Source organism: Arthrobacter sp. SDR-2R (assembly GCF_057747955.1).
Genome location: NZ_CM173231.1, coordinates 3,284,650 through 3,311,137 on the forward strand (window position 1 = coordinate 3,284,650; position 26,488 = coordinate 3,311,137).

Here is a 26,488-nt window from a genome sequence, read left to right on the forward strand (position 1 = left end):
TCTAGTCGGGAGCGCGCCTCAGTTTGATTTCCAAGGAGTCGACGCGCTCCCCAAACAATACATTCCGCGACCACTCCGCCTGGAGGTTGGCCACCAGTTCCTGGACCCCGGCGGCGTCCAGGCCGTCCTCAAGGTACAGCACCACCTGAAGTTCCGGCCCGGCACCCCCGCCAGGGACTACTGCGCCATCGGCAGCACTGGAAGCCACTCCCCTGCCCGGCATAAGCCCAATGCTGCGGATGGCGGCGAACCCGGAGGCTGCGCGCGCCATTTCATCGGCCAGCTGGGGGTCGTTGTAGGAGGGGGTCCAGTCGTGCTGCTTTGCCAATGCCCAGACCCCCGGACGGCGCACCACGAACGTCACGTCGGCGCCCGGGTCCAGGACCAGGAGCTCGGCGCCTTCGGCGACTGCCGAGAGGGCAGCCCGCGCGGCGTACACGGCGACGGGCCGGGCCTCGGGATGCCAGGCGGCCAGCCCGGCGGCCGAGGTGAAGGCGGGGAGGGCAGTCCTGCCGTCAGCCGCCTTCAGCGTTACCAGCGCCATGTCCGCCTGCTTGTCAGCGTGCAGTCCGTGGGCTGTTTCCGACTCTTCAGCCAGCTGCGCAACAATCGGAATGAAGACCCGGGCCGTTGCCAGGGCGGCCACGACGCCCGCTTCATCGCCTGCCCCTTGCCGGAGCGCGTCCAGGGCGGCGAGGTAGCCGGCGTCGGCCGTTCCGTCGTCGTCCTCGAAGTTGTGGATCCTGCCGTCGTCACCGGCCAGGCTGCGTCCTGCCCATGGCTGGCCCGCCGAATCCGTGGCGCCACCAGCGCCGGACAGGGCTGCCGCGATATGTCCGGGCAGCTGGCGTGCTGGCTGCCGCCCTGGCTCCTCGACGTTAGGCATGGGGTCGATGTCCGCCGGGTCAGCGCCGGCCGGCGACGTCGAGGGCTTCGGGCAGCGTGAAGGCTCCGGCGTACAGGGCCTTGCCCACAATCGCGCCTTCCACGCCCAGCGGGACCAGGGACCGGAGGACCTTCAGGTCGTCCAGGCTGGAGATGCCGCCGGAAGCCACAACCGGCTTGCCGGTCTTTTCCACCATCTGGCGGAGGAGTTCGACGTTGGGGCCCTGCAGAGTGCCGTCCTTGGTCACGTCGGTCACGACGTAGCGGGAGCAGCCGGCCTCTTCGAGACGGCCAAGGACCTCCCACAGGTCCCCGCCTTCCTTGGTCCAGCCGCGGCCGGCGAGGGTTGTTCCGCGGACGTCGAGGCCCACGGCGATTTTGTCGCCAAAGCGTTCGATGGCCCGGCGGGTCCACTCCGGGTTCTCCAGTGCAGCCGTTCCCAGGTTGACCCGGGCCACGCCCAGGTCAAGGGCGGCTTCCAGTGTTTCGTCGTCGCGGAGGCCGCCGGAGAGCTCCACCTTGATGTCCAGCCGGCCCACGACTTCCCGGAGCAGGTCTGCGTTGGAGCCGCGGCCGAAGGCGGCGTCCAGGTCCACCAGGTGCACCCATTCGGCGCCTTGCTGCTGCCAGTTCAGCGCAGCTTCAAGGGGGGTGCCGTAGCTGGTTTCACTGCCCGCCTCGCCCTGGACCAGCCGGACGGCCTGGCCGTTGACGACGTCGACGGCTGGCAGCAGTTCAAGTACCGGCAGGTCATGTGCGGTGGTCATACTCATCCTCGGTGTCGATTTCGGTGCGGAAAGCAGGGCGCTGGGTCCGCGATGCTGTTGGGGTGAAGTTGGCGGCCCTCGCGCTGTGGGCTGTGGTCAGTTTGCCGGCACGGTCAGCAGGTAGGCCGCCACCAGTGACATGGCGGCCAGAACGTAGAACGCCACCTGTGTCCAGAGTGGCTTGCGCTGCTGCCGGAATGAGATGCCGCCACCTATGAGGATGCCGGCGAGGCCCATCAGGAGTACCGACCACATCTAGGCGTCACTGCCGGCGTCCGCCGGTGCTGCAGCGGATTGACCGCCGGCCGGTTTCCGCAGGCCTTCCACCCAGTTGCGCAGGAGCCGCGCACCGGCGTCGCCGGACTTTTCGGGGTGGAACTGGGTGGCGCAGAGGGGGCCGTTCTCGACGGCGGCGATGAAGGGGCCGCCGTGTTCGGACCAGGTGACCAGGGGCGGCGCCATCCGTGGCTGGATGACGTCGAAGTTCCATTCCTGCACGCCGTATGAGTGCACGAAGTAGAAGCGTTCGTTTTCGACGCCGGCAAAGAGTTTGGAGCCTTCCGGCACCTTGACCGTGTTCCAGCCCATGTGCGGAACCACCTCCGCGGGGAGGGCCTCTACCTTGCCGGGCCATTCGCCAATGCCTTCGGCTTCGGTGCCGTGTTCCACTCCGGCTTCAAAAAGGACCTGGAGGCCCACGCAGATTCCAAGCACGGGGCGTCCGCCTGCCACCCGCCTGCCGATCAGCCTGATGCCGTCCACGGCCTTGAGTTCGCGCATGACGGTCTCGAACGCACCTACGCCCGGAACCACCAGGCCGTCCGCGTTCAGTACATCCTCGGGCTTGGCGCTCAGGACTACTTCCGCGCCGGCACGTTCCAGTGCCCGGACTGCGGACCTGACGTTCCCGGAACCGTAATCGAGCACGGTGACCGTGGGTTTGCCCTCGGGTGAAGGCAGCTTGCCTGATGCTGACGGATCGATGATCGCGCCGTCTTTGAGGACCTGGCCGCTCACAGCGCCCCCTTGGTGGAGGGGATGCCTTCAACCCGGGGATCGGGTTCGACGGCGGCGCGGAGGGCGCGGGCGAAGGCTTTGAACTGTGCCTCGACGATGTGGTGCGGGTCCCGTCCGGCCAGCACGTTCATGTGCAGGCAGATGCCGGCGTGCAGGGTGATGGCTTCGAAGACGTGGCGGGTCAGGGAACCGGTGAAGTGGCCGCCGATCAGGTGGTACTCCTGCCCGGCCGGCTCGCCCCCGTGCACCAGGTACGGGCGTCCGGACACGTCCACCACAGCGTTCGCAAGCGCTTCGTCCAGCGGAACGGTGGCCTCACCGAACCGGCGGATCCCGGCCTTGTTCCCGAGGGCGGTCCGCAGGACCTCGCCGAAGGTGATGGCCACGTCCTCAACAGTGTGGTGGACGTCGATGTGGGTGTCACCCGTGGCCTTGACCGTCATGTCGATCAGGGAGTGCTTGCACAGGGCCGTGAGCATGTGGTCGTAGAACGGCACGGAGGTATCGATGTCCGATACGCCGGTTCCATCGAGGTTGATCTCCACGAGCACGGAGGACTCGCTGGTGGCACGCTCCATGCGGGCGGTCCGGGCCGCAGCTGTATTCGATCCGGTGGGACTCATGGTGAAGGATCCTTTGTGGGAGAAGAAGTAGTTCAAGGCGCCCAGCGCCGCAGTATCAAGTCTAGGCGGGAAGCGCGGCCTGGCCCGCAAGGATGCGTTCCAGGGAGGTAAGGAAGGCTGTGGTTTCCGCCTCAGTGCCTGCGGTGACCCGAAGGTGGCCGGGGATGCCCACGTCGCGGATGAGCACTCCGGCGTCCAGCAGCTCCTGCCATACCTGGTGCGGATTTTCCAGGCCCCCGAAGAACACGTAGTTGGAGTCCGAGGCGGCAGGCTTGAGGCCCATCCTGGTCAGTTCGGCCACAATGCGGTCCCGCTGCGCCTTGATGTCCTGGACATCGGCCATCAGTGCCTCGCGGTGTTGGAGCGCGGCCAGTGCGGTTGCCTGGGTAATCGCGGACAGGTGGTACGGAAGGCGCACCAGCCGCAGGGCATCGGTGACCTCCGGGGCCGCGGCCATGTAGCCGAGGCGGGCGCCGGCGAGTGCGAAGGCCTTGCTCATGGTGCGGGAAACTATCAGCCGCTCCCGGCCGGGCAGCAGGGTCAGGGCGCTGGGCGTGCCGTCATGCGCGAACTCGTGGTAGGCCTCGTCGACGATCACCACGGTCTGGCTGTCCTCGCCGGCGTCATAGACAGCCTCCACAACGTCAAGCCCCAGGCCGGTCCCCGTGGGGTTGTTGGGCGAGCAGAGGAAGACGATGTTGGGCCGCAGCTCCTCGACCTGCCGGGCGGCGGATTCGGCGCTCAGGTCGTAGCCTTCCGAGCGCACTCCCGTGATGTATTGGGTGTCGGTTCCGCTGGCGAGCAGAGGGTACATGGAGTACGTGGGTGGAAAGCCCAGGGCGGTGCGGCCGGGGCCGCCGAAGGCCTGGAGGATCTGCTGCAGGACCTCGTTGGAGCCGTTGGCTGCCCAGAGGTTTGATTCGTCGAGCCCGTGCCCCAGGTATTCCGCGAGAGCTTTCCGCAGGTCGGTGAATTCCCTGTCCGGGTACCGGTTGAGGCCTGCAGCTGCTTCCGTGACCGCCGCGCTGATGGCGGCGCGCACGTCCGCCGGAACACCATGGGTGTTCTCATTGACGTTCAGCAAAATGGGAACGTCCAGTTGGGGTGCCCCGTAGGGGGTCAGCCCGCGAAGATTGCTGCGGAGGGGAAGTCGGTTCAGACGCTCTAGCTGGTCGTTCACCTGAACAGTTTAGTTGCCGCGGCAACTACCGGAAAATGTGACGGATTCTGTTCGCCACCGGCGTTGCTGTCCCGGTCATCTTTCTCAAAGGCCAACACCAGGTGCCGCTCAGTGCGTGGGGACGAACAGCTGCTGCCCCGGCAGCACAGCGGCGGCCGGAAGGTTGTTGAGCTGGACGATGTCCGCCACCACGTCCCGGGCATCGCGGTCCGGAGCAACAGCGCCTGCGATGCTCCACAACGACTGGCCCGCCTGCACCGTCACGGTGACCGTCGGCGTCACGGCCAAATCCGCAGCTGAATCGGATGCCTTGGCCGGTGCGTTGAAAAGTCCGGACAGGGACAGCAGGAGTACCGCGAGGAGCACAAGCGGAACTCCGATCAGGACGATCCGCCCCCGGCGGGTCAGCCTCAGGGGCGCTGCTGACGGCGTCCGGCGCTGCGAGGGCTTCCGGGTCTGCAGGGAAACGCGGTGCGTAGGTGAAACCTGGTGAAGAGATAAAGCTGACATGAACTAAGCCCTCCTGGACCTGCCGTGCTGCCCGGGTGTCCGCCCGCTGCCGCCCTGCCGTTCACACCGTGTCCGGAGCTTCTCCGGCCATGTTTTCGAACGGGGCAATCGCTGGTTAGAACACATGTTCGAACTTTGCTTGTTAAGTTTTAGCACCTATCAACGAACAATGTCGAGACTCGCTAGAACAAATGTTTGAAAAAGCAATGTGGCTGGCCTAGCTTTGAATCAAAGAACAACCACCACTGAAGTTGAACAGCAGGGTCTGACAATGACAGTGGGAGTCCTTCCGGCGGCGCTGTGGAACAGGCCGCAACGGAAGATCCGGCGGCAAGCGAAAGGCATTGGCGAATATGGCAGCAGCAGCCGCCGGGGGCAGGACCGCCCCGCAACCCAGGAAGACCGCCAAGGGCTTGACCCCCCGGCAGAAGAAGATCCTCGAGACCATCCAGCGCTCGGTCAATGACAACGGCTACCCGCCCTCCATGCGGGAGATCGGCGACACGGTTGGCCTGGCCAGCCTGTCCAGCGTGACCCACCAGCTTTCGCAGCTGGAGAAGCTGGGTTACCTGCGGCGCGACCCCAAACGGCCGCGGGCCATGGAGGTGCTGATGCCCCTCACGCTGGACAGCGGAAGCAATGCCGCCGGCGCCTCCCCCGCGCCGCAGGCCACGGGCGGCGGTGCCACGGTAACGGAGCTGCCCACCGCGCTGGATACGGCCATGGTTCCGCTGGTTGGCCGGATTGCTGCCGGCGGTCCCATCCTCGCTGAGCAGCTCGTGGAGGATGTCATGCCGCTCCCCCGCCAGCTGGTCGGCCAGGGCGAGCTCTTCATGCTTAGGGTGGCCGGCGACTCCATGGTGGATGCCGCCATCTGTGACGGTGACTGGGTGGTGGTGCGGCGCCAGGCGGACGCAGCCAACGGGGACATCGTTGCTGCCCTGCTGGATGACGAGGCAACCGTCAAGACATTCCGCCAGCGCGACGGCCACACCTGGCTGCTGCCCCAAAACACGCAGTACGAACCCATTCTGGGCGACCATGCCACCATCATGGGCAAGGTTGTCTCGGTCCTGCGTTCCCTCTGACCGCGTCTCCCGCGAAGGGACGGCCTGCCGGAAATTGCACGGCGGCTGCCCCCGCTGGCGTCGTTCGCCTGCCGGGCCCTACGTGGTCGCGTCCGCGCCCAGCCTGGCCAATGCCGCCAACGCCTTGCTGCGGTCCTTGGTAGCCCAGAACGGCGGCAGAGCGCCGCGGAGGAATCCGGCGTAGCGCTCTGTTGCCAGCCGGGAATCCAGAACGGCCACCACTCCCTTGTCTCCGGTGGACCGGATCAGGCGGCCGGCACCCTGGGCCAGCCTGATGGCGGCATGCGTGGCCGAGACGGACATGAAGCCGTTTCCGCCGGCCTGGGCCACGGCACGCGAACGCGCGGTCATCAGCGGATCATCCGGCCTGGGGAACGGGATGCGGTCGATCACCACCAGGCGGCAGGAGCCTCCCGGAACGTCAACCCCCTGCCACAGGGACATGGTCCCGAAGAGGCAGGTATCCGGTTCGTCGGCGAACTGCTTCACCAAAGCTGTCATGGTCGACTCGCCCTGGCAGAGGACAGTCACATCGAGCTTCGGCCGCAGGGCGTCGGCAGCCTCTTCGGCAGCCCGTCGGGATGAAAACAGGCAGAGGGCACCCCCGCCGGACGCTTTGATGAGCGCTTCCAGTTCCTCCAGCGCCTCCGGCGAAACGCCGCGGCCCGGCTTTGGCAGGTGGCCGGCCACGTAGAGGATGCCCTGTTTCGGGTAGTCGAAGGGCGAGCCGACATCCACACCCGTCCAGCTGGGTGCGCCGTCGCCGATGAGGCCCAGTCCCCCGGCCGCGGGTTCAAATGCCGAGCCAATGGCGAGGGTTGCAGACGTCAGCACGACGGTGTGCCCGGCGAAGAGTCCTTCCCGGAGCCTGCCTGCCACGGACAGCGGCGCGATATTGACCAGCACCGGGGCATTGTCATCGGGCTGGGAATATCCCTGGCCGGGATCGAACGTGCCGGCCCGGGAAAACCACACGACCTCGCGGTTTTCACGGGCAGCAATAAGCCGCTCACACAATTCCAGGATGAGCATGAGGCGGGACCGGGCCAGCTGCCGGCCGCCGTCGGCCGTGGCGTTGCTGTCCCCCTTGGAATCGGACAACGCGGCCCGGCACGCCTCCCGCAACTGGTCCATGCAGTCCAGCTGTTCGTCGTTCAGCCCGTTGGGAAGCAGGCCGCTGGGCGCACCGGCGAGGGCCAGTTCAAGGTTTGCGGCTGCGGCGTTCAGCGCGTCCACCGTGATGGCGGTATGTTTGCGGGCGCCGGAAGCGGCAGCGTGGACCATGGCCACCGACAGCTGACCGGACACGGCTCCGGTGACCCGGTCCTGCAACTCGTGCGCTTCATCCACCACCACGACGTCGTACTCGGGCAGGACTGCAAGTCCTTCGAAGGCGCTGACGGCCAGCATGGCGTGATTCGTCACCACCACATCTGCCTCGGCTGCGTCCTGCCGGGCCAGCTCGCTGAAGCACTCGGCGGCCATGGGGCACTTTTGGGCCCCCAGGCACTCCATGGAAGTGACGGAGACCTGGCGCCAGGCACGGTCCGTCACACCAGGCAGGAGCTCATCCCGGTCGCCGGTGGCCGTCTTCTCCGCCCACTCGCGGAGCCGCACCACCTCCTTGCCAAGCTGGGACGAGGGTCCGCCCACGGAGGCGGCAAAGTGCGGGACGCTGGCGTCTTCGCCCAAGGAGAAAAGCTGACCCTCGGAAGGCTCCTCGGAGGGGAACCCGCCTTCCAGTTTGTGCCGGCAGACATAGTTTGACCGGCCTTTCACCAAGGCAACCTTGACCGGCCGTTCCAGGGCCGGGGTGATGTTCTTCAGCAGCCGCGGCAGGTCCCTGCCAACAATCTGGGTTTGCAGGGCCAGCGTGGCCGTGGACACCAGAGCGGGCTTGTTGCTCTCCAGGGCGTGGGCGATGAGCGGCACCAGGTAGGCCAGCGACTTGCCCGTGCCCGTGCCCGCCTGGACCAGCAGGTGGTTGCCGGTTTTGATGGCCCGGGCCACCTGCCGGGCCATCTCGTGTTGTCCGGTGCGGCTTTGTCCGCCCATGCCGGCGACGGCGCGGTCGAGCAGTTCGATGACGAACTGCTCGCCGGCCGTCTGCGCGGTTTCGCCGGCGGCGGGGTCAGTCATTGACGATGAACGGTTCCAGTTCGGACGCCAGGCCCTCGCGGACCTTCACCGCAGCCCTGGTACCTGCCTCAACGTGGTCAACGCTGAGGATTTCAGCGTCGGACTCATGGAGCTTGCTGACCAGGTCTCCGCGGTCATACGGGATGAGGAGTTCCATCTTGACCGAAGGCCGGGGAATGGCTTCGCTGATGGCCTTCAGCAGTTCCGGGATGCCCTCACCCGTCCGGGCCGAGACCACCACATGCCGCGGTTCGCGCTGCTTCAGGCGCTCCACCACGAACGGGTCAGCTGCATCAGCCTTGTTCAGCACGATGATCTCCGGCACCTTGCGGGCATCAACTTCGCTGAAGACCTTCCGGACGGCGGCGATCTGCCCTTCGGGGTCCGGATGCGACACGTCCACCACGTGCAGGATCAGATCCGAGTCCGCCACTTCCTCGAGGGTCGAACGGAAGGCCTCCACCAGCTGGGTGGGCAGCGAACGGACGAATCCAACGGTGTCGGCCAGGGTGTATCCCAGGCCGTCCGCGGTTTCCGCCTTGCGGACGGTGGGATCCAGGGTGGCGAACAGTGCGTTCTCCACGAGGACTCCGGCGTCCGTAAGCCGGTTCAGCAGTGAGGACTTGCCGGCGTTGGTATACCCGGCAATCGCCACGGAGGGCACTTCATTACGACGGCGGTTGGCCCGCTTGGTCTCGCGTGCCGGCTTCATTGCGGCGATTTCACGCCGCAGCTTGGCCATGCGGGTACGGATCCGGCGCCGGTCCAACTCGATCTTGGTTTCACCAGGACCTCGGGAGCCCATGCCGGCGGCAGCGCCACCCACCTGGCCACCGGCCTGGCGGGACATCGACTCACCCCAGCCGCGGAGGCGCGGAAGCAGGTACTCGAGCTGCGCGAGCTCCACCTGCGCTTTGCCTTCACGGCTCTTGGCATGCTGGGCGAAGATGTCAAGGATCAGCGCCGTGCGGTCGATGACCTTGACCTTGACGATGTCCTCAAGTCCGCGGCGCTGGGAAGGCGCAAGTTCAGCGTCCACCACCACCGTGTCCGCGCCCGTGGACATGACGATGTCCTTGAGCTCCAGCGCCTTGCCTGACCCCAGGAAGGTTCCCGGGTCCGGCTTGTCACGGCGCTGCACCATGCCATCCAGGACCTCCGAACCGGCGGTCTCGGCGAGGGCTGCCAGCTCACGCAGCGAGTTTTCGGCGTCGGCAAGCGTTCCCTCGGACCAAATCCCGGCCAGGACCACGCGCTCCAGGCGCAGCTGGCGGTATTCAACTTCGGTGACGTCTTCGAGCTCGGTGGACAGGCCTGCCCTTCGGCGCAGCGCGCGCCGTTCCTCGAGGTCCTGCTGGTCGCCGTCGTATGTTGAGTGTTCTTCGTCGAGCCGGGAAATGGCCTGCGCCTTGCCGAGCACCGCTTTTCCATTGCCGCTGCTCTCACCGCCGGGCGTGCTGACAGTCTTGGCCGGGACGTCCTTGGCGAGGATCCGGTCGATAACAGCCTGGATTTCCTGCGGACTCATGTCCTGGGCGGCTGGATCGGAACCGGTGTTGGGCTGGCTGGTCATGGTCTCCTTTGAAGATTCGGCAATTCCAGAATAGTGCTGATTGCTTGGAAGTTGGAACGTATTCGCGCTGGGCTGACGGCCTGCGGTCATGCAATTCTCCTGGTTGTCTCGCGGCCGGCTGCGATGCCGGGGCCGGGATGCCGCGTCAAGGGGCGGCAGGGCTAAAAAGGCCGGAAAAATAGCGGGAAGTGCAGCAGGAGGCTGACTTTCGAGTATCGTCCGGCGGCCGGGCAGAACAGATGCGTCTGGCCGGTGCACAAGCGGAAGGCTGAAAAACCTGCATCGCTGCGGGACGGGCTGTCGCTGGAGGACAGGCTGCGGGGACGGGCGTGGCCCGTGCCGGCTACTCGAAGATCAGGAACATGCCATCCAGCGTAGCAGAGGGGGTTCTGCACGGTTTCCCATTACGCTGCAAGGGGAACTACTCTGGCCAGTTATGGAGTCCGCACACTATTTCAGCACGTCCCCCGCCGGCCCCTTTACCCGTAAGCCACTCACGGTGGAGCTGGCCGGCGAGACCCGCAGGCTCCACACCTCCGCGGGAATCTTCAGCCCGGACGGGATCGACAAGGGCACCGCGGTGCTCCTCGCCGATGTTCCGGCGCCGCACCCCCAGGGGAACCTGCTGGATATCGGATGCGGCTGGGGGCCCATCGCACTCACCATGGCGCTGCTGGCGCCCGGGTCGACGGTCTACGCCGTGGACGTCAACGAACGCTGCGTCGCCCTGGCCAACGAAAACGCGGCCGCGCTGGGGCTGTCCAACGTCGTCGCCAGTACACCCCAGGAGGTGGACGCCGGCGTCAGGTTCGACACCATCTGGTCCAACCCGCCCATCCGGATTGGCAAGGACGAACTGCACGCCCTGCTGAAGCTGTGGCTTCCGCGCCTCGCGGACGGCGGCACGGCATGGCTGGTGGTGCAGAAGAACCTGGGCTCGGATTCGCTCCAGCGCTGGCTGGCCGCCGAACTGGACAGTTCCTTTACCGTGACCCGCGAGTCAACGTCCAAGTCCTTCCGGATCCTGAAGGTTACGAAAGCGTCCCGCTCGCCACAATGACGGCGGGGCCGCTGAGTTCCACGTGCTCGTGGCCGGCGGGGCCGGCGAAGAACTTCACGCCCACCACACCTCCGGGAACGTTGACCCGCCAGGCATCAGGGGCTTCCGCGCCGGCCCAGTGCCGGATGGCGACGGCGGCAGCACAGGCCCCCGTTCCGCAGGACTGGGTCTCCCCCACGCCTCGCTCATGCACCCGCATGGTCACGGATCCGACGCCGTCATGGACCAGAGGCTCCGCAGGGACGACGAACTCCACATTGGTCCCATTCACGGGGACCGGATCGACCTTGGGAGCCGTGAAGAGGCGGGTGCCTTCGAGCTCGCTGAGTTCCGCGAGGGCCACTACGGTGTGTGGGTTGCCCATGCTCACGGAGAGGGCCGGCCGGGGAACTTCCAGGCCGTCGGCAGTGACCAGGGAATCCATCGCCTTGGCGCTGGCCTCCCCGGGGAATATGAACTCCCACGGGCCCATGTCCACCGCGTAACCGTTCCCTGTCCGGACCACGGTCTTGACCCCTCCGCGGGTGCCGATGGTGAGTGATCCGCCGTCGGGCAGGTCGATCAGGCCCTCGGACCGCAGGAAGTGGACGAAGACCCGCACGCCGTTGCCGCACATTTCAGACAGTGAGCCGTCGGCATTGCGGTAATCCATGAACCATTCGGCGTCCGGGGCATCGGTGAGCAGTTCCCGGCCTTCCGGCAGGAAACGGGACGGGACAGCCCTGATCAGGCCGTCGGCGCCGATTCCCCGGTGCCGGTCGCAGAGCGCTGCGGCCTGGTCTGCGCCGATGGCGTGCACCCCCTCGGGATCGGCCACCAGGACGAAGTCGTTGCCGGTGCCATGCCCCTTGGAAAAGCGGAGCCCGCTCAGTGCGTGCAAGGCAGTCCCAGTGGCTTCTGCGGGGGTTGCATTCATGGTCACAAGCGTAACGGCGGATGCCGCCGGTGCTGAAACCGCGGCTACCGGCCCGGATCCTGGACGCACACCTCGGCCGCCTTACCCGTCAGCTCCGGGTCCTGCCAGTCCAGCCAGGTGATGCGGGGGTCGGCGCGGAACCACGTCAACTGGCGGCGCGCGAACTGCCGGGTGGCCACGATTGTTTCCTCTGCGGCCTGCTCAACTGTTGACGTGCCGTCGATGACCCGCAGGAACTGTGAATAGCCCAGTGCACGGGATGCTGTTTTGCCCTGCCGAAGGCCCCGCGCGTCCAGCATCCGGACCTCCTCCAGCAGGCCGGACTCCACCATCCGGTGAACCCGTACCGCCAAGCGCTCCCGCAGGACCTCCCGGTCCACGCTCAGGCCCACCTGAACCGCAGGCTGGTAGTACTCGCGGCGCGGCATGAAGGAACTGAAGGGCCGTCCGGTAAGTTCATGGACTTCCAGTGCGCGGATAATCCGCCGGGCGTCCGAGACCCTGTCCGCGGATACGGGGTCCAGGGCCCTCAGCCTGTCCAGCAGCGCCGGGGTCCCCAGCCGTATGTGGTCCGCCTCCAGTCGTGCACGGAGCTTGGGGTCGGTCCCCGGGAACTCCAGGACGTCCAGGGCGGCCCGCACGTACAGTCCGGAGCCGCCCGCCAGGATTGCGCGCTTGCCGCGGGCATGGATATCCCCGATGAGGCTGCGGGCCTGTTGCTGGAAGTCGGAGACGCTGGCTTCCTGGGTCACGTCCAGGATGTCCAGGAGGTGGTGCGGCACTCCCCTGCGCTCGGCCGTCGTGATTTTGGCAGTGCCAATGTCCATGCCGCGGTAGAACTGCATGGCGTCAGCGTTGATGACCTCGCCGTCCAGTTCGAGGGCAAGGTTGACGGCCAGGTCGGATTTGCCGGAGCCGGTGGGACCGACGACGGCGATGACAGGCGGGGCAGTCACCTTCAGCGGGTGCGCAGCGGCAGCGAGGGCATGCCAAGGGCGACAGCCTTGGGTCCAGCGCCGGAGCCTGGGGCAGGCACACCACAGGAGTCGGCCTGGGACCTGTCCCAGGCATCCCCCGCCCGGGACCGGCGCAGGCTGTAGTCCTCCGGCGTGGGATCGGCCACCAGGTGGAAGGCCGCCGCCTCCGTAATGGTGACGGTGACGAGGTCTCCGGGCCTGGGTGCCGGGGCTCCTTCGGGGACTGAGAAGTGGACAAGCCGCTGGTCCTGGGAACGGCCGGACAACCGGTGGGTTTCCTCCGATTTCCGTCCGGACTGGGCGGTGACCATGACTTCCAGCCTCCGGCCCAACTGCTTCCGGTTTTCCTCGGCGGCGATCCTGTCCTGCAGGGCGGTGAGGCGTTCGAAGCGTTCCTGGACCACGGCCTTCGGCAGCTGGTCCGGCAGGTCGGCAGCGGGCGTGCCGGGGCGCTTTGAATACTGGAAGGTGAAGGCGGTGGCAAAGCGTGACTTTTCCACCACGTCCAGCGTCGCCTGGAAGTCCTCTTCGGTTTCGCCCGGGAAGCCGACGATGATGTCGGTGGAGATGGCGGCGTGTGGAATCCTGTCCCGGACCTTGTCCAGGATGCCCAGGAACTTCGTGGAACGGTAGGAACGCTTCATGGCGCGGAGGATGCGGTCCGAACCGGACTGCAGGGGCATGTGCAGCTGCGGCATCACGTTGGGCGTCTCGGCCATGGCATCAATGACGTCATCGGTGAAGGCGGCCGGGTGCGGGCTGGTGAAGCGGACGCGTTCAAGGCCCTCGATTTCGCCGCAGGCGCGAAGGAGTTTGGAGAAGGCCTGGCGGTCGCCGAACTCGACACCGTAGGAGTTGACGTTCTGGCCCAGGAGGGTCACTTCGATGGCGCCGTCGTCCACGAGCGCCTGGATTTCGGCGAGGATGTCTCCGGGCCGGCGGTCCTTTTCCTTGCCGCGAAGGGCCGGCACGATGCAGAACGTGCAGGTGTTGTTGCAGCCAACGGAGATGGATACCCAGCCGGAGTAGACGGAGTCGCGTTTGGTGGGGAGCGTGGAGGGGAAGACGTCCAGGGACTCCAGGATTTCCAGCTGGGCCTCATTGTTGTGCCGTGCACGGTCCAAAAGTGCGGGCAGGGCGCCGACGTTGTGGGTGCCGAAGACAGCATCCACCCATGGTGCCTTCTTGAGGATGGTTTCGCGGTCCTTTTGGGCCAGGCACCCGCCCACGGCGATCTGCATGCCGGGGTTGGCGGCCTTCACGGGCGCCAGGATGCCGAGGTTGCCGTAGAGCTTGTTGTCCGCGTTCTCCCGGACTGCGCAGGTATTGAACACGACCACGTCAGCATGGTCGCCGGCTGCTGGTACGTAGCCCGCATCCTCCAGCATGCCGGCCATGCGTTCGGAGTCGTGCACGTTCATCTGGCAACCGAACGTGCGGACCTGGTAAGTACGCGGCTGCACTGCCCCGGATTGCGGAACAGCACCGGCTTGCGCATCAGCAGCAGGCTCAACGGACGCGGCAGCGCCGGAATGGGGGGAAGGAATGGTCAAACTCACCAGTTAAGGGTACCGGCTTTGGAGCATCCCGCTGTCGGGATCCTGCCGGGAATCCAGGACGTCGTTGACGATCCTGAACGCCTGGGACGGCTGGTAGCCCTTCCTGGCCAGCATGGAGGCGAGCCGCCGGACGGCTTTGTCCCGTTCCGACTGGTCAGGCAAAACCGTCCCGGGCCGGAGCTTGCGCTCCACCAGTGCGCGTGCCGCCGCTTCCTCGTCGGCGTCCGTCAGCTGCTCCAGGGCAGAAGCCGCCGTTTCCTGGTCGATGCCCTTCTCGGCCAGTTCGCGCCGGAGAGCGCCCTTGGCAAGCTTGCGGGACTGGGACCGGCTCCTGACCCACATATCGGCAAACTCGGCGTCGTTGATCAGGCGCGCCTCCTGGAACTTGTCCAGCACCGCCTCGGCGACGTGTTCGGGGATATTCCGTTCCGCCAGTTTCCGGGCAAGCTGCAGCCTGCTCTTGGGAGCTGCCGTGAGCTGGCGGTACACGATGGCCTGCGCCACCGAGAACGGATCCGGTTCGGCGTCAACAGCCTGCGGATCCTCAGGGATGGAAAAGCCGTCCGGCGGCCCTGAAGAGGGGCCGCCGGACCGGGCCCGCCGTGAACGTGGTCCGGTCAAGGGCTAGAACCCGTCGACGGCTTTCAGCTTTGGCGCGTCCTTGGACTCGTCCTCGGCGGGCTTGACCCCTACGCCGAGCTTTTCCTTGATCAGGCGTTCCAGTTCAGCCGCGAGCTCGGGGTTGTCGCGCAGGAAGCGGCGCGAGTTCTCCATGCCCTGGCCCAGCTGGTCGCCGTCGTACGTGAACCAGGAACCGGACTTCTTGATGATGCCGTGCTCCACGCCCATGTCGATGATCCCGCCTTCGCGGGAGATGCCTTGGCCGTAGATGATGTCGAACTCAGCAACTTTGAAGGGCGGAGCCATCTTGTTCTTGACGATCTTGGCCTTGGTCCGGTTACCGACGGAATCGGCACCTTCCTTGAGGGTCTGGATCCGCCGGACATCGATGCGGACCGACGCGTAGAACTTCAGGGCCTTACCACCGGTGGTGGTTTCGGGGGAGCCGAAGAAGACACCGATCTTTTCGCGGAGCTGGTTGATGAAGATGGCGGTGGTCTTGGTCTGGCTCAAGCGTCCGGTGATCTTACGCAGGGCCTGGCTCATGAGCCGTGCCTGGAGGCCGACGTGGCTGTCGCCCATGTCACCTTCGATTTCGGCGCGCGGCACCAGGGCGGCGACGGAGTCGATGACGACAACGTCCAGCGATCCCGAGCCGACCAGCATGTCCATGATCTCGAGCGCCTGCTCACCTGTGTCCGGCTGCGACACGAGGAGGGCGTCGGTGTCCACACCCAGCTTGGCGGCGTAGTCGGGGTCCAGGGCGTGTTCTGCGTCGATGAATGCTGCGATGCCGCCGGCGCGCTGGGCATTGGCCACGGCGTGCAGGGCAACGGTGGTCTTACCCGAGGATTCAGGACCATAGATCTCGATGACACGGCCCCGCGGAAGGCCGCCAATCCCCAGAGCGACGTCCAGTGCGATGGAACCGGTGGGGATGACTTCGATCGGGGCGCGTACTTCGTCGCCCAGGCGCATGACCGACCCCTTGCCGAACTGCTTGTCAATCTGGGCAAGCGCTGCTTCCAGCGCTTTTGCACGATCCGGGGCTGCCGCCATGGTTGACACCTCTAATGCTTTCTCGATGGTGGCCTTCGCGGCCGTTTTATTGGTCATCTCTGACGCTACTGGGACCCACTGACATTCCGGCCTGAGGACAACGGCTATGTGGATAAGCCCAATAGAAAAAGCATAGCGTTATCCGAACAGGTATTCGAAGAGTGCCGGTCCTGCGGCGTGTCCGTCCAAGGGCGCTTCGGCTGCGGCAGGCTCACGAAGGACCCACCCGGGAAGCCGTTGTTAGGCTGCTAGTCGCGGCGAGGGGCGATGTCCCGGCCCAGCCGCCGTTCGGCCGGGACGTCCTGGACATCGCAGACTGCCAGCCAGACTTTGCGCGGTTCGATGCCTGCAGCCAGCGCCTGGTCCGCAGTGCGCCCGCCGACGCCGGTCAGGACCAGGGTACTGCTCAGCACGCGGGAGTACCCCGCACCGAACTCGTCATCCATCAGACGCCAGTACTCGCTGATTCGCATCGGTAAATCCTCTCATGATTGCGGACCCTAGAATTGTTGCCATGAGCAACTCCCCGGATCTCCCGCCGCCGCCGGACGCAGGCGCTGATGCCGCCGATACCGCGCTGCAGAATGTTGAACACCAGATCAGCCTCTTCTGGCGGCGGGCCAGGGCCATCTCCAACCAGCTCTCGCGCGAAGTCCACCCTGACATGGAGCCTGCCGCGTACGGGCTGTTAACGGTTATCCGCCGGGAAGGGCCCATCCGCCTGACCGAACTTGCCATGAACATCGGGGTGGGCAAGCCGTCGGTCAGCCGGCAGATTGCCTTCCTGGAGAGCCTCGGACTGGTATCCAAGGAAGCCGATCCCCTGGACCGCCGGGCACAGTCCATCCGGCTGACGCCCAAGGGCGAAGAGAAGATGCACCAGGTCCAGGACGCCAGGCGCCAGGTTTTCCAGGAACGGCTGCGCGAGTGGCCCGTGCAGGACCTGCAGGAGCTGGCCCGCTACATGGCCAAGCTGAACTCCACCTACGAGCGTGACGGATTCCCCAGGGAAGGCGGAGGCGGCTCCCCCGCAGAAGAGGAATAGCCCGCAGCGACGAACAGCCGGCAGGAGTACCACCAGCCGGGCACATCAATTGGGCGCCAACGCAGGAAGCCCCCGGCGCCGCCGGGGGCTTCCTGCGTTCCAAGGCCCACCTGCGGTGGGGCTGGCTTTACCGGGCGCCGGAGAGAAGGCCCGTGGAGAGTTCGTCGTTCAGTTCAGTGTTGAGGTCGCGCTCGAGGTCACGGCCGTAACGCTGGGAGAATTCCTGCGGAACTGTGTCCGGAACTGCGACGCCTTCGGCTACTGCCACACGGTCGCTGACTTCACGGAGCATGCTTGACAACGGAACATCCAGTGCCGAGCAGATTGAGGACAGAAGCTCTGACGAGGCTTCCTTCTGGCCGCGCTCCACTTCGCTGAGATACCCCAGGGAGACGCGGGCGCTGTGCGAAACTTCACGGAGCGTGCGTCCCTGACGCTGGCGGACATCGCGCAGCACATCACCGATTTCGTGACGAAGTACTACCATCTTGCGCTCCTTCTGTTCGCTCTTAGCCTGTTCGGCGAGGCCCACATCCTTCCAGCGGACAACGCCGTTTACGGATACGGGCTGCTTTACCATCTGTATCGCCTTGCTCCCTCATTGGTCAGGTTCACCGTGGGGCGAACCGTCGTGGTCATTTCATCCTAGGCGCCTCCACTATCCGGAAGCGACACAATGTAATAACTAATCGGTACCGGCTTTTGTTCCCGGCAACTTTACGCCCGGTAACTTGGGGTCCGGCAGGCGTCAGGCGGGCAGTGCCTCGAGGAGCCGTTCCAGGGCGGCGGCGCAGGCTGCGGCCCTGATGTCGGGCCTGCTGCCGGTGAAGGAGTATTCGAAAGCCGCCGTTCCGGCCGCTGTGGCAATTCCAATGTAGACGCGCCCCACGGGCTTGCCGTCATGGGCATCGGGACCTGCCACCCCCGTTGTGGAAATCCCGACGTCGGCGCCCAGGACCGTGCGTGCCCCGGCTGCCATGGCACGGGCAACGTCGGGGTCCACGGAGCCGGCACGGGCCAGGAGGTCGGCAGGAACGTGCAGCACCGCGTCCTTCACTGAGTTCTGGTAGGCGACCACACCGCCCTGCAGCATGCCGGAGGCCCCGGGAGTGTCGGCAAGGACAGCGGACACCATCCCCGCCGTCAACGACTCGGCGGTGGCGACGGTCTGCCCGGACTCGAGCGCCTGCTGGACGGCCTGCCCGGCCAAACGGTGGAGGTTGCTCATGCCTGGTCCTGGCCCGTCGCTGATTCCTGCCCGCTGGCTGTGTCCTGCCCCGTCACTGTGCCCTGCCCTGTGACAGACCCTGCCTGCCGTTTCCCCTTCGCGCGCAGTCGCAGGGCCTCGATGACGTATTCGACGCCGGTCCACAGCGTGATCGCCACGGCAGCCATCATGACGGCAAACGCAACCCAGGACATCCAGGGCGCGAATGCCCCGAACGGCAGAAGGTAGAGGAAGATCGCGGCGGTCTGCACCACGGTCTTGAGCTTGCCGCCCCGCGAGGCGGGAATGACCCCGTACCGGATCACGAAGAAGCGCAGGGCGGTGATGCCCCATTCCCGCACCAGGATCACCAGCGTGGCCCACCAGGGCAGCTCACCCAGCAAGGAGAGCATCACCAGCGCGGAGCCGATCAGGAGCTTGTCTGCGATGGGGTCCGCGATCTTGCCGAAGTCCGTGACCAGGTTCCGGCTCCTGGCGATGTCGCCGTCGAGCTTGTCCGTGTAGATGGCGACGGCGAAGGCCGCCACTGCCGCCCAGCGCCATGGTCCGGAAACACTGTGCAGGCCGGGCGCGTCCGCCACGAGGAACCACACAAAAAACGGGACCAGCGCGATGCGGATCATGGTCAGGACGTTGGGAAGGTTCCAGACCCCGGCACGGCCCTGGCCGGCGGCGGTTGCATCGGTGCTAGTCACGTTCCTAGGCTACCGGCCTAGCGCCCGGTGAGGGACCATGCGTCTTCGGAGCCGTCGTCGTCATCGCCGTACCCGCCGGGGGCGGAATCCGAGCCGTCGTAATATTCGACGTTCTGCTTCCGCTGGTCCAGGTCCGCCGCCACCAGGTCTTCGGCGTAGCCGCCCTGGGCGATGTTGGCGTTGGCATTGTCGCTGAGGGCAGCGGTCTGGGAATCGGGGCCGGCCGGCGCCTCCTGGCCCTTCATGGCGGCCAGGACGGCGGCGAGGTCATCAGGTTTGACCAGCACATCGCGCGCCTTGGAGCCCTCGGATGGTCCCACGACGCCGCGGGATTCGAGCAGGTCCATGAGCCGTCCGGCCTTGGCGAACCCGACGCGGAGCTTGCGCTGCAGCATGGAGGTGGAGCCGAACTGCGTGGTGACCACCAGCTCCGTCGCCTGCAGCAGGACCTCGAGGTCATCCCCGATGTCGTCGTCGATCTGCTTCTTGGGCGCTTCGGCAGCAACGTCGTCACGGTAGGAAGCCTGCAGTTGCCCCTTGACGTGTTCCACCACCTTGTGGATCTCCGACTCGGTAACCCAGGCGCCCTGGACGCGCATGGCCTTGGAGGCGCCCATGGGCAGGAAGAGCGCGTCACCCTGGCCAATGAGCTTCTCGGCGCCGGGCTGGTCCAGGACCACGCGGGAGTCGGTGACGGAGGACGTGGCGAAGGCCATGCGCGAGGGCACGTTGGCCTTGATGAGGCCGGTGACAACGTCCACGGACGGCCTCTGGGTGGCCAGCACCAGGTGGATGCCGGCGGCACGGGCAAGCTGGGTGATGCGGACGATCGAGTCCTCCACGTCGCGTGGTGCCACCATCATCAGGTCGGCAAGCTCGTCGACGATCACCAGCAGATACGGGTAGGGCCTGATGACGCGCTTGGAGTCCACCGGCGGCTGAACCTTTCCGGCCCGCACCGCCTTGTTGAAATCGTCGATGTGCTTGAAGCCGTAATTTGCGAGGTCGTCGTAGCGGGCGTCCATTTCGCGGACCACCCACTGCAGCGCCTCGGCGGCTTTTTTGGGGTTGGTGATAATGGGCGTGATCAGGTGCGGGACGCCCTCGTAGGCCGTCAGCTCCACGCGCTTGGGGTCCACCATGACCATGCGCACCTCGTCAGGGGTGGCCCGCATCAGGATGGAGGTGATCATGGAGTTCACGAAGGACGACTTACCGGCGCCGGTGGCCCCTGCCACCAGGAGGTGCGGCATCTTGGCCAGGTTGGCCACCACGTAGCCGCCCTCCACGTCCTTGCCCACACCCATGACCATGGGGTGGTCGGTGCGCCGCGCATTCTGGCTGCGCAGCACGTCGCCCAGTGACACGGTTTCGCGGTCGGTGTTGGGGATTTCGATGCCGATGGCGGACTTGCCGGGGATGGGGCTCAGGATGCGCACGTCGCTGGAGGCCACAGCGTAGGAGATGTTCTTGGACAGCGCGGTGACGCGCTCAACCTTGGTTCCGGGAGCAAGTTCGATTTCGTACCGGGTGACGGTGGGACCACGGCTGAAGCCGGTGACGGTGGCGTCGACGTTGAACTGCTGCAGGGTATCCGTCAGGGCAGCGACGACGGCGTCATTGGCTTCGGTGCGCTCCTTCGGGATCGAGCCGGGTGTCAGGTAGTCCGAGGCAGGGAGGGTGTACGTGACGTCCCCGGCGAGCGAGAGCTGTTCGGTCCGCTGCGGGATGGGAACGGGCGGCGGCGCGGGGGCCACCGGGTTGGAGGGCACGGTGGGCGCGGCGGCGGCTTTGGCGGGAGCGGCGGCACCGGGGATGACCAGGGGGATGGCCTCGGTGGCGTTTTCCGCCGGAGGTGCCTGGGCACCGGCACCCAATCCCTGGGCTGCCTTGATCTTTTCGACGGCGATCTCCGCCTGGGTGGGGCGCCGCACTCCGGGCGCGGGCCGCTCGGGTTCGGGCTCGTCGTCGTCAATGACGGCGTGCTCGAAGGCTTCGTCGCCCACGTAGCCCTCAAGGCCGGCGTCGGACTCCTGGTCCTTGCCGAAAAGCTTCCGCTTCTTCTTCTTGGGCGCAGCGGCAGCCGTGCGTTCGAGGTAGCTGCGGTCGTGGGTGTCCTGGTGTTCCTGGTCCATCAGGTCGATGCCCATGAGGTGTTCATAGGCGCCGCGGATGCGGCGCGGGATCGCCGTGAACGGGGTGGCGGTGATGATCAGTACCGACACAAAGGCCAGCAGGGCATACAGGGCTACAGGCACAGCCGGATGGATGGCGGCCAGCGGCGTGGCGGCCAGGAAGCCGAGCATCCCGCCGGCTTTGCGGAGGCCGTCGAAGCCGTCGGCCACGGTGGGCTGGCCGCCGAGGATATGAGCCAACCCGCACCCGGCGAAGGTCATGATCAGGAAACCGATGCCCACCCGGTTATTGCCCCGGCCGTCCGAGGGCCGGCGGAACAGCCGGAAGGCGCACACGAACAGCATGAGCGGGAGCAGCAGGGAGATCCAGCCGAAGGTGCCGTTCACCACGGCGTAGACGGCGTCCGGGAACCAGCCCGTCAGTCCCCACCATGCGAAGGTGGCGATGAAAATACCAAGGGCCAGGTTGAAGAGGGCGGCACCGTCGCGGCGTTCCTCCGTGGGGAGGTCGCTGACGTCGTGGCCGATGCGGCGCACTCCCCCGCCCACCAGGTGGCCCACTCCAAGCCACGCTCCGCCCACCACGCGCAGCAGCCAGGGCTGGTGGTGCTCGACGGCGGGAAGCTGGCGGGTGCGTGCAGTGCTGGTTGAGCCGCCGCGCCCTGTCCTGCTGGCGGTGGAGCCGGTTCCGCGGCCTGTGGAACTGCCCGCTTTGCTGCCGGAGCTCCCCCTGCCGGTACCTTTGGGCGCGGAAGTAGTACGTGTGGCCATAATAGCCACGGTACCGGAAGCATGCTGTGATTCCGGGGATATCGGGGCCGCCGGGCCACCCGCCGGGCGCCAGGTGCGGACCTGCCCGGACGCGCCCGGGGACCGTCCGGATGCGCCGAAGGGCCCGGTCCATGAAGAACCGGGCCCTTCCGGGTGTGCACCAGCGCGACGCCAGCCTGGTGTCAGGCCTCGAGCACCACGGGAATGATCATGGGCTTGCGGCGCAGCTTGCGGTTGACCCAGGTTCCCACGACGCGGCGTACCACCTGCTGGAGCTGGTGGCTGGTGTGGTCGGCGTGGTTCTGGACCGCTTCCTCCAGGGCTGCGTTGATCTTGGGGATGATGTCGTCGAAGACCGAATCGTCCTCGGCAACGCCGCGGGCGTGGATCTCGGGTCCGGACACCACCTTGCCGGTGGCGCGGTGGACAACGGTGATGATGGAGATGAAGCCTTCATCGCCCAGGATGCGGCGGTCCTTGAGGTCGGCGTCGGTGATCTCGCCCACGCTGGAGCCGTCCACGTAGACGAAGCCCACCTCGACCTGGCCGACGATGTCTGCCTGGTGGTCGCGGAGGTCGATGACCGTGCCGTTGTCAGCAAGGATCACGCTGGCATCCGGGACGCCGGATTCGATGGCGATCTTGCCGTTGGCGATCAGGTGCCGGGTTTCGCCGTGCACGGGCATGGCGTTCAGCGGCTCAAGGATGTTGTAGCAGTAGAGCAGCTCGCCGGCGGCGGCGTGGCCGGAGACGTGGACCTTGGCGTTGCCCTTGTGGATCACGTCGGCGCCGAGCTTCAGGAGGCCGTTGATGATGCGGAACACCGCGTTCTCGTTGCCCGGGATGAGGCTGGAGGCCAGGATGACGGTGTCGCCGTCCCCCACCACCACGCGGTGGTCGCCGTTGGCCATCCGGGACAGGGCCGCCATGGGCTCGCCCTGGGAGCCGGTGGACATGAGCACCACGCGGTTGTCCGGAAGGTTGTCGATGTTCTTGATGTCCACGATCAGTCCGGCGGGGACGTCAAGGTAGCCCAGCTTTTCGGCGATGGCCATATTGCGGACCATGGAGCGGCCCACGAAGGCCACCTTGCGGTTGTGCTTGGCCGCTGCATCCAGCACCTGCTGCACGCGGTGGACGTGGGAGGAGAAGGAGGCCACGATGATGCGCTTGGTGGCCTGGCCGAAAAGCCGCTCCAGCGTGGGGCCGATTTCCTTCTCGGCCGTGGTGAATCCGGGGACGTCGGCGTTGGTGGAGTCGGACATGAAGAGGTCCACGCCTTCTTCACCCAGTTTGGCGAAGTGCCGGAGGTCAGTGATGCGTCCGTCCAGCGGCAGCTGGTCCATCTTGAAGTCGCCGGTATGCAGGACAGTGCCGCCCGCCGTGCGGATGAACACCGCCAGGGCATCCGGAATGGAGTGGTTCACAGCCACGAACTCGCATTCGAACGGCCCGAACTTCTCAACCTGACCCTCTTCCACTGTCAGCGTGTAGGGCCGGATGCGGTGCTCCTGCAGCTTCGCCTCGATCAGCGCGAGGGTCAGCTGAGATCCCACCAGGGGAATGTCGTTGCGCAGGCGCAGCAGGTACGGCACGGCGCCGATGTGGTCCTCGTGGCCGTGCGTGAGGATCACGGCCACGACGTCGTCCAGCCGGTCTTCGATGTAGGAGAAATCCGGCAGGATCAGGTCAACGCCGGGCTGGGTTTCCTCGGGAAAGAGGACGCCGCAGTCCACGATCAGCAGCTTGCCGTCGATTTCGAACACGGCCATATTCCGGCCGATCTCCCCGAGTCCGCCAAGCGGAACGATCCTGAGCGTGCCCTGGGGCAGGCGCGGAGGGGTGACAAGGCCGGTAAGGGCAGTTTGGGTCATAGTGCACTACTTTCCAGGCGGAAGGGTGCCGGTCTTAGCCTCAGGAGAAGACCAGCCCCGCTTCCGCCAAATCCCCGCGGATGGTTTCGATCTCGGTTTCGTCCGGCTCCACGAGGGGCAAACGGACGATCGAGTTGGGCAGGACTCCCTGCCATTTAAGAATCTGTTTGGCCGCCACGGCGCCCTGGACCCGGGTCATGGTGGCGCGTACCACCGGCTGCAGCTCGAAGTTGATCTTGCGCGCGGTGCCGAGGTCGTTGGCGTTGATGGCGTCGATGAGTTCGCGGAAGCGGCGGGTGGCGACGTGGGTGGTAACGCCCACCAGGCCGACGGCGCCCAGCGCCATCCAGGGAAGGGTCAGTCCGTCGTCGCCCGAGTAGAACAGGAGGTCCGTTTCCGCCATGACACGGGTGGCTGCCATGAAGTCGGCCTTGGCGTCCTTGACGGCCACGATGTTGGGGTGCTGCGCCAGCCGGATCATGGTGTCTGGCTCGATGGCGATGGAGGACCGGCCGGGAATGTCGTACAGCATGACGGGTACGTCCACGGCCGAGGCGATGGTCTCGAAGTGGGCGCGGACACCAGCCTGGCTGGGCTTGTTGTAGTAAGGAGTCACCAGGAGGAGGCCGTCGACGCCGAGGGCAGCAGCCTGCTGGGAAAGGTGGACCGAGTGCGCGGTGTCGTTGGTGCCGGTGCCGGCGATGATGGCCGCCCGGCCGCCGACGGCCTCCTTCACGGCGCGGAACATGCCGAGGTTCTCTTCGTCAGTCAGCGTGGAGGTTTCACCGGTGGTGCCGGTGACCACCAGGCCGTCACAGCCGTCGTCGACAAGCTTGCTGGCCAGCGCTGCCGCCTGGTCGTAGTCCACTGCGCCGTCCTTGGTGAACGGCGTGACCATGGCGGTCAGGAGGGTACCGAGGGCAGGGATATGCGCGGAAGAGTCAGCCATGGAAAAAACGTTACCCTGTCCCTGGCTGGTTATGACAATGCCACGGGCGTGACAAGCGTCAAATACGGCTACGCCCGGACTTCGGAGTATCTGCTCCGGCGTGGCAATAGCGGCCGACGGCGGCCTGCCGGAGGTCCTCAGCCCAAGTGGCGAGCCGCTGCGCCGCCCGAACGTAGTGGAACAGCTCCGTGGGCGTCAGGGCGTCGATGTCTGTTTCCGCGAGTCGGCGGGCCAGCTCCGCTCCTTCCGGCTGGGCGGACAGGCTGATGCCTTCCCGTTCCCACTGGACGTCCTCGGCCGGACGCCCGGAGACAAGTTGGCGGAACAGGTAGTCCACCACGCCCGGGCTCATCGCCTTCAGCACTCCTGAACCCCGGCTTTCCTGCGGGGCAGGCTCAAATCCCTGCGGAGCAGGCTTAAATCCCTGCGGGGAAGCGGCTCCCAACGATGGCATCTCCATGGCCCCAATGCTATTCGAACATATATTCGAATACAAGAGCCCACACCTCCGCGTCTCCCCCTGCGGCAGCCAGCCCACGGACGCATGTGAGACGATCTGGTCATGACGTCCCGCACCCCGGCCACCCGGCCCCGGAAGACCGCAGACCGTCAACAACCGGGGCGTCTTAGGGGCATCGATGCGGCCCGTGGCCTGGCTTTGCTGGGCATGATGGCCACTCACCTGCTGCCGACGTTCGAATCGAACTCAAGCCTCACACCAACTTGGATCGGCCTCACGTTCTCGGGACGGGCCGCCGCCCTCTTCGCAGTGCTGGCGGGTGTCGGGCTTGCCCTGTCCACGGGAAAAAACAGGCCCTTGGAGGGCGCCGAACTCTCCGCGGCCCGCCGCGGGGTGGGGCTGCGCGCACTGGTGATTGCCGCCGTCGGACTGACCCTCGGCGGCCTGGACGTGAACGTGGCCATCATCCTGGTCCACTACGCCGTGCTGTTCCTGTGCGTCCTGCCCTTCCTGGGGCTGGGCGTGAAGCGCCTGTGTGCGTGGGCCGCCGGCTGGATCCTGGGCTCCCCGGTGCTGGCCTACCTGCTGCGGCCCTGGCTCCTTGCCCCGGAGCCGCCATTGAGGCTGGGCCACAACCCGGCATGGGGGGACCTCGGAACGCCGTCCCGGCTGCTCGCGGACCTGTTCCTCACGGGCTACTACCCGGTGCTGCAGTGGCTGTCCTACCTGCTGGTGGGGCTGGCCATCGGCCGCCTGGTGCTGACCAAGGCGCTGGTCCCCGCGCTGCTGCTGGTGGGCGGAACGGTAGTGGCCGTGGCGGCCAAGAGCCTGGGTGTCGCGGCCATGGAGGACTGGGGCGGCCGCGCAGCGCTGGAGAAGGTCCTCAACTCACCGGGCTACCCGCTGGGCAGCGTACTCCAGGTGAACCTGGCCGGACTCCCCCAGGAAGGTTCATGGTGGTGGCTGGCATCGGCCGCACCGCATTCGGGTACGCCGCTCGATTTGCTGCATACCTCGGCAGTTGCGGCGGCCGTCATCGGTGCCTGCCTGCTTCTGGGGCGGCTGGCCGAATGGGTGGACCTGGACCTGCTGCTGCCGCTGCGGGGACCCGGCGCCATGACGCTGACGCTGTACACCGTCCATGTCTGGGTGGTCTCCAGCTTCTACCTCAAACCGCTGCCCGCCGGCTGGACCGAGGACGGAATGTACTTTGCCCATGCCGCGGCTGCCATCGCCGTGGGCATCGTGTTTGCGGGGATGTCGTGGCGCGGCCCCCTGGAATGGGTGGGCCATACTGCAAGCCTGGTGGGGCGCGGCGGCTTCAAGGCCCTGTCCTGAACCCCTGCGGCAGCAGGGG

Annotated in this window: 26 protein-coding genes; 4 read left to right on the plus strand and 22 right to left on the minus strand. The window is 66.4% G+C overall.

The window, feature by feature from the left end:
- Position 1: 1 nt before the first annotated feature.
- The 7 genes from AC3ANU_RS15150 to AC3ANU_RS15180 all read right to left on the minus strand — a co-directional run bounded on the left by AC3ANU_RS15150 (position 2) and on the right by AC3ANU_RS15180 (position 4,982).
- Positions 2-886 (minus strand): SseB family protein, encoded by an 885-nt coding sequence (locus AC3ANU_RS15150; RefSeq protein WP_488314807.1) that lies wholly within the window; start codon positions 884-886, stop codon positions 2-4.
- Between the two features lie 19 nt (positions 887-905).
- Positions 906-1,652: a bifunctional 1-(5-phosphoribosyl)-5-((5-phosphoribosylamino)methylideneamino)imidazole-4-carboxamide isomerase/phosphoribosylanthranilate isomerase PriA gene (priA, locus tag AC3ANU_RS15155; RefSeq protein WP_018771580.1), complete on the minus strand. Its 747-nt coding sequence runs from the start codon at positions 1,650-1,652 to the stop codon at positions 906-908.
- Between the two features lie 96 nt (positions 1,653-1,748).
- A complete protein-coding gene (locus tag AC3ANU_RS15160) occupies positions 1,749-1,907 on the minus strand; it encodes a hypothetical protein (RefSeq protein WP_488314808.1) in 159 nt (52 codons plus the stop codon).
- On the minus strand, positions 1,908-2,669 hold the full coding sequence (gene hisH, locus AC3ANU_RS15165) for an imidazole glycerol phosphate synthase subunit HisH (RefSeq protein ID WP_018771582.1): 762 nt from the start codon (positions 2,667-2,669) through the stop codon (positions 1,908-1,910).
- Positions 2,666-3,292 (minus strand): imidazoleglycerol-phosphate dehydratase HisB, encoded by a 627-nt coding sequence (gene hisB / locus AC3ANU_RS15170; protein WP_018771583.1) that lies wholly within the window; start codon positions 3,290-3,292, stop codon positions 2,666-2,668. The genes hisH and hisB overlap by 4 nt, the downstream gene beginning before the upstream one ends.
- Positions 3,293-3,353: 61 nt before the next feature.
- The gene (locus AC3ANU_RS15175; RefSeq protein WP_026266116.1) at positions 3,354-4,472 is read right to left on the minus strand and encodes a histidinol-phosphate transaminase; all 1,119 of its coding nucleotides are present in this window, start codon (positions 4,470-4,472) and stop codon (positions 3,354-3,356) included.
- A gap of 108 nt (positions 4,473-4,580) precedes the next feature.
- Positions 4,581-4,982: a LysM peptidoglycan-binding domain-containing protein gene (locus AC3ANU_RS15180; protein ID WP_081620253.1), complete on the minus strand. Its 402-nt coding sequence runs from the start codon at positions 4,980-4,982 to the stop codon at positions 4,581-4,583.
- Positions 4,983-5,335: 353 nt separating this feature from the next.
- On the opposite strand from AC3ANU_RS15180, the gene lexA reads away from it, so the two are divergent.
- Positions 5,336-6,070, plus strand: coding sequence for a transcriptional repressor LexA (gene lexA, locus AC3ANU_RS15185; RefSeq protein WP_018771586.1), 735 nt, complete (start codon positions 5,336-5,338; stop codon positions 6,068-6,070).
- Between the two features lie 78 nt (positions 6,071-6,148).
- Here lexA and AC3ANU_RS15190 read toward each other — a convergent pair whose 3' ends face one another.
- Both AC3ANU_RS15190 and hflX read right to left on the minus strand, forming a co-directional pair.
- Complete coding sequence (locus AC3ANU_RS15190) at positions 6,149-8,209, minus strand: ATP-dependent DNA helicase (RefSeq protein WP_488314809.1); 2,061 nt, start codon at positions 8,207-8,209, stop codon at positions 6,149-6,151.
- Complete coding sequence (hflX, locus tag AC3ANU_RS15195) at positions 8,202-9,782, minus strand: GTPase HflX (protein ID WP_488314810.1); 1,581 nt, start codon at positions 9,780-9,782, stop codon at positions 8,202-8,204. The genes AC3ANU_RS15190 and hflX overlap by 8 nt, the downstream gene beginning before the upstream one ends.
- Positions 9,783-10,218: 436 nt before the next feature.
- Here hflX and AC3ANU_RS15200 point away from each other — a divergent pair, with 436 nt between their 5' ends.
- Positions 10,219-10,842, plus strand: a complete 624-nt coding sequence (locus AC3ANU_RS15200; RefSeq protein ID WP_018771589.1) for a class I SAM-dependent methyltransferase — start codon at positions 10,219-10,221, stop codon at positions 10,840-10,842.
- Here the strand turns inward: AC3ANU_RS15200 and dapF are convergent.
- The 6 genes from dapF to AC3ANU_RS15230 all read right to left on the minus strand — a co-directional run bounded on the left by dapF (position 10,814) and on the right by AC3ANU_RS15230 (position 16,447).
- Positions 10,814-11,758: a diaminopimelate epimerase gene (gene dapF, locus AC3ANU_RS15205; protein WP_056390943.1), complete on the minus strand. Its 945-nt coding sequence runs from the start codon at positions 11,756-11,758 to the stop codon at positions 10,814-10,816. The two genes, AC3ANU_RS15200 and dapF, sit on opposite strands and share 29 nt — an antisense overlap.
- A gap of 44 nt (positions 11,759-11,802) precedes the next feature.
- On the minus strand, positions 11,803-12,714 hold the full coding sequence (gene miaA, locus AC3ANU_RS15210; RefSeq protein WP_018771591.1) for a tRNA (adenosine(37)-N6)-dimethylallyltransferase MiaA: 912 nt from the start codon (positions 12,712-12,714) through the stop codon (positions 11,803-11,805).
- 2 nt (positions 12,715-12,716) lie between these two features.
- Positions 12,717-14,294, minus strand: coding sequence for a tRNA (N6-isopentenyl adenosine(37)-C2)-methylthiotransferase MiaB (miaB, locus tag AC3ANU_RS15215; RefSeq protein ID WP_488314811.1), 1,578 nt, complete (start codon positions 14,292-14,294; stop codon positions 12,717-12,719).
- A 3-nt stretch (positions 14,295-14,297) separates the two neighbouring features.
- Positions 14,298-14,798: a regulatory protein RecX gene (locus tag AC3ANU_RS15220; protein ID WP_196804798.1), complete on the minus strand. Its 501-nt coding sequence runs from the start codon at positions 14,796-14,798 to the stop codon at positions 14,298-14,300.
- Positions 14,799-14,918: 120 nt separating this feature from the next.
- Entirely contained in the window at positions 14,919-15,974 is a 1,056-nt protein-coding gene (gene recA, locus AC3ANU_RS15225; protein ID WP_026266121.1) for a recombinase RecA, read from the minus strand.
- 248 nt (positions 15,975-16,222) lie between these two features.
- Positions 16,223-16,447, minus strand: coding sequence for a DUF3046 domain-containing protein (locus AC3ANU_RS15230; RefSeq protein ID WP_018771595.1), 225 nt, complete (start codon positions 16,445-16,447; stop codon positions 16,223-16,225).
- Between the two features lie 41 nt (positions 16,448-16,488).
- Between AC3ANU_RS15230 and AC3ANU_RS15235 the strand changes: the two genes are divergently transcribed.
- Entirely contained in the window at positions 16,489-17,019 is a 531-nt protein-coding gene (locus AC3ANU_RS15235) for a MarR family winged helix-turn-helix transcriptional regulator (RefSeq protein WP_018771596.1), read from the plus strand.
- A 127-nt stretch (positions 17,020-17,146) separates the two neighbouring features.
- Here the strand turns inward: AC3ANU_RS15235 and AC3ANU_RS15240 are convergent, their stop codons facing one another.
- The 7 genes from AC3ANU_RS15240 to AC3ANU_RS15270 all read right to left on the minus strand — a co-directional run bounded on the left by AC3ANU_RS15240 (position 17,147) and on the right by AC3ANU_RS15270 (position 25,131).
- Positions 17,147-17,599 carry a helix-turn-helix domain-containing protein gene (locus tag AC3ANU_RS15240; protein WP_018771597.1) on the minus strand — a complete coding sequence of 151 codons (453 nt, stop codon included), beginning with the start codon at positions 17,597-17,599 and terminating at the stop codon, positions 17,147-17,149.
- A 168-nt stretch (positions 17,600-17,767) separates the two neighbouring features.
- Positions 17,768-18,247 (minus strand): CinA family protein, encoded by a 480-nt coding sequence (locus AC3ANU_RS15245; RefSeq protein WP_018771598.1) that lies wholly within the window; start codon positions 18,245-18,247, stop codon positions 17,768-17,770.
- Positions 18,244-18,942 carry a CDP-diacylglycerol--glycerol-3-phosphate 3-phosphatidyltransferase gene (gene pgsA, locus AC3ANU_RS15250; protein ID WP_223994654.1) on the minus strand — a complete coding sequence of 233 codons (699 nt, stop codon included), beginning with the start codon at positions 18,940-18,942 and terminating at the stop codon, positions 18,244-18,246. The genes AC3ANU_RS15245 and pgsA overlap by 4 nt, the downstream gene beginning before the upstream one ends.
- Before the next feature lie 17 nt (positions 18,943-18,959).
- A complete protein-coding gene (locus AC3ANU_RS15255; RefSeq protein WP_223994653.1) occupies positions 18,960-21,848 on the minus strand; it encodes an FtsK/SpoIIIE family DNA translocase in 2,889 nt (962 codons plus the stop codon).
- 182 nt (positions 21,849-22,030) lie between these two features.
- The gene (locus AC3ANU_RS15260; RefSeq protein WP_018771601.1) at positions 22,031-23,722 is read right to left on the minus strand and encodes a ribonuclease J; all 1,692 of its coding nucleotides are present in this window, start codon (positions 23,720-23,722) and stop codon (positions 22,031-22,033) included.
- Positions 23,723-23,762: 40 nt separating this feature from the next.
- Positions 23,763-24,671, minus strand: a complete 909-nt coding sequence (dapA, locus tag AC3ANU_RS15265; RefSeq protein WP_018771602.1) for a 4-hydroxy-tetrahydrodipicolinate synthase — start codon at positions 24,669-24,671, stop codon at positions 23,763-23,765.
- A 58-nt stretch (positions 24,672-24,729) separates the two neighbouring features.
- On the minus strand, positions 24,730-25,131 hold the full coding sequence (locus tag AC3ANU_RS15270) for a hypothetical protein (protein ID WP_223994651.1): 402 nt from the start codon (positions 25,129-25,131) through the stop codon (positions 24,730-24,732).
- Positions 25,132-25,233: 102 nt separating this feature from the next.
- On the opposite strand from AC3ANU_RS15270, the gene AC3ANU_RS15275 reads away from it, so the two are divergent.
- Complete coding sequence (locus tag AC3ANU_RS15275; protein ID WP_488314812.1) at positions 25,234-26,469, plus strand: heparan-alpha-glucosaminide N-acetyltransferase domain-containing protein; 1,236 nt, start codon at positions 25,234-25,236, stop codon at positions 26,467-26,469.
- Positions 26,470-26,488: the final 19 nt, after the last annotated feature.

Excerpts from the sequence above, each read along its gene's own strand:
- hisB (WP_018771583.1), bottom strand. The coding sequence starts at position 3,292 with ATGAGTCCCACCGGATCGAATACAGCTGCGGCCCGGACCGCCCGCATG.
- AC3ANU_RS15260 (WP_018771601.1), bottom strand. The coding sequence starts at position 23,722 with ATGACCCAAACTGCCCTTACCGGCCTTGTCACCCCTCCGCGCCTGCCC.
- AC3ANU_RS15180 (WP_081620253.1), bottom strand. The coding sequence starts at position 4,982 with ATGTCAGCTTTATCTCTTCACCAGGTTTCACCTACGCACCGCGTTTCC.
- recA (WP_026266121.1), bottom strand. The coding sequence starts at position 15,974 with ATGGCGGCAGCCCCGGATCGTGCAAAAGCGCTGGAAGCAGCGCTTGCC.
- AC3ANU_RS15245 (WP_018771598.1), bottom strand. The coding sequence starts at position 18,247 with ATGAGCAACCTCCACCGTTTGGCCGGGCAGGCCGTCCAGCAGGCGCTC.
- AC3ANU_RS15235 (WP_018771596.1), top strand. The coding sequence starts at position 16,489 with ATGAGCAACTCCCCGGATCTCCCGCCGCCGCCGGACGCAGGCGCTGAT.
- AC3ANU_RS15230 (WP_018771595.1), bottom strand. The coding sequence starts at position 16,447 with ATGCGAATCAGCGAGTACTGGCGTCTGATGGATGACGAGTTCGGTGCG.
- priA (WP_018771580.1), bottom strand. The coding sequence starts at position 1,652 with ATGACCACCGCACATGACCTGCCGGTACTTGAACTGCTGCCAGCCGTC.
- dapF (WP_056390943.1), bottom strand. The coding sequence starts at position 11,758 with ATGAATGCAACCCCCGCAGAAGCCACTGGGACTGCCTTGCACGCACTG.
- AC3ANU_RS15190 (WP_488314809.1), bottom strand. The coding sequence starts at position 8,209 with ATGACTGACCCCGCCGCCGGCGAAACCGCGCAGACGGCCGGCGAGCAG.
- lexA (WP_018771586.1), top strand. The coding sequence starts at position 5,336 with ATGGCAGCAGCAGCCGCCGGGGGCAGGACCGCCCCGCAACCCAGGAAG.
- AC3ANU_RS15160 (WP_488314808.1), bottom strand. The coding sequence starts at position 1,907 with ATGTGGTCGGTACTCCTGATGGGCCTCGCCGGCATCCTCATAGGTGGC.
- dapA (WP_018771602.1), bottom strand. The coding sequence starts at position 24,671 with ATGGCTGACTCTTCCGCGCATATCCCTGCCCTCGGTACCCTCCTGACC.
- AC3ANU_RS15270 (WP_223994651.1), bottom strand. The coding sequence starts at position 25,131 with ATGGAGATGCCATCGTTGGGAGCCGCTTCCCCGCAGGGATTTAAGCCT.
- AC3ANU_RS15255 (WP_223994653.1), bottom strand. The coding sequence starts at position 21,848 with ATGGCCACACGTACTACTTCCGCGCCCAAAGGTACCGGCAGGGGGAGC.
- AC3ANU_RS15275 (WP_488314812.1), top strand. The coding sequence starts at position 25,234 with ATGACGTCCCGCACCCCGGCCACCCGGCCCCGGAAGACCGCAGACCGT.
- AC3ANU_RS15200 (WP_018771589.1), top strand. The coding sequence starts at position 10,219 with ATGGAGTCCGCACACTATTTCAGCACGTCCCCCGCCGGCCCCTTTACC.
- AC3ANU_RS15150 (WP_488314807.1), bottom strand. The coding sequence starts at position 886 with ATGCCTAACGTCGAGGAGCCAGGGCGGCAGCCAGCACGCCAGCTGCCC.
- AC3ANU_RS15240 (WP_018771597.1), bottom strand. The coding sequence starts at position 17,599 with ATGGTAAAGCAGCCCGTATCCGTAAACGGCGTTGTCCGCTGGAAGGAT.
- hflX (WP_488314810.1), bottom strand. The coding sequence starts at position 9,782 with ATGACCAGCCAGCCCAACACCGGTTCCGATCCAGCCGCCCAGGACATG.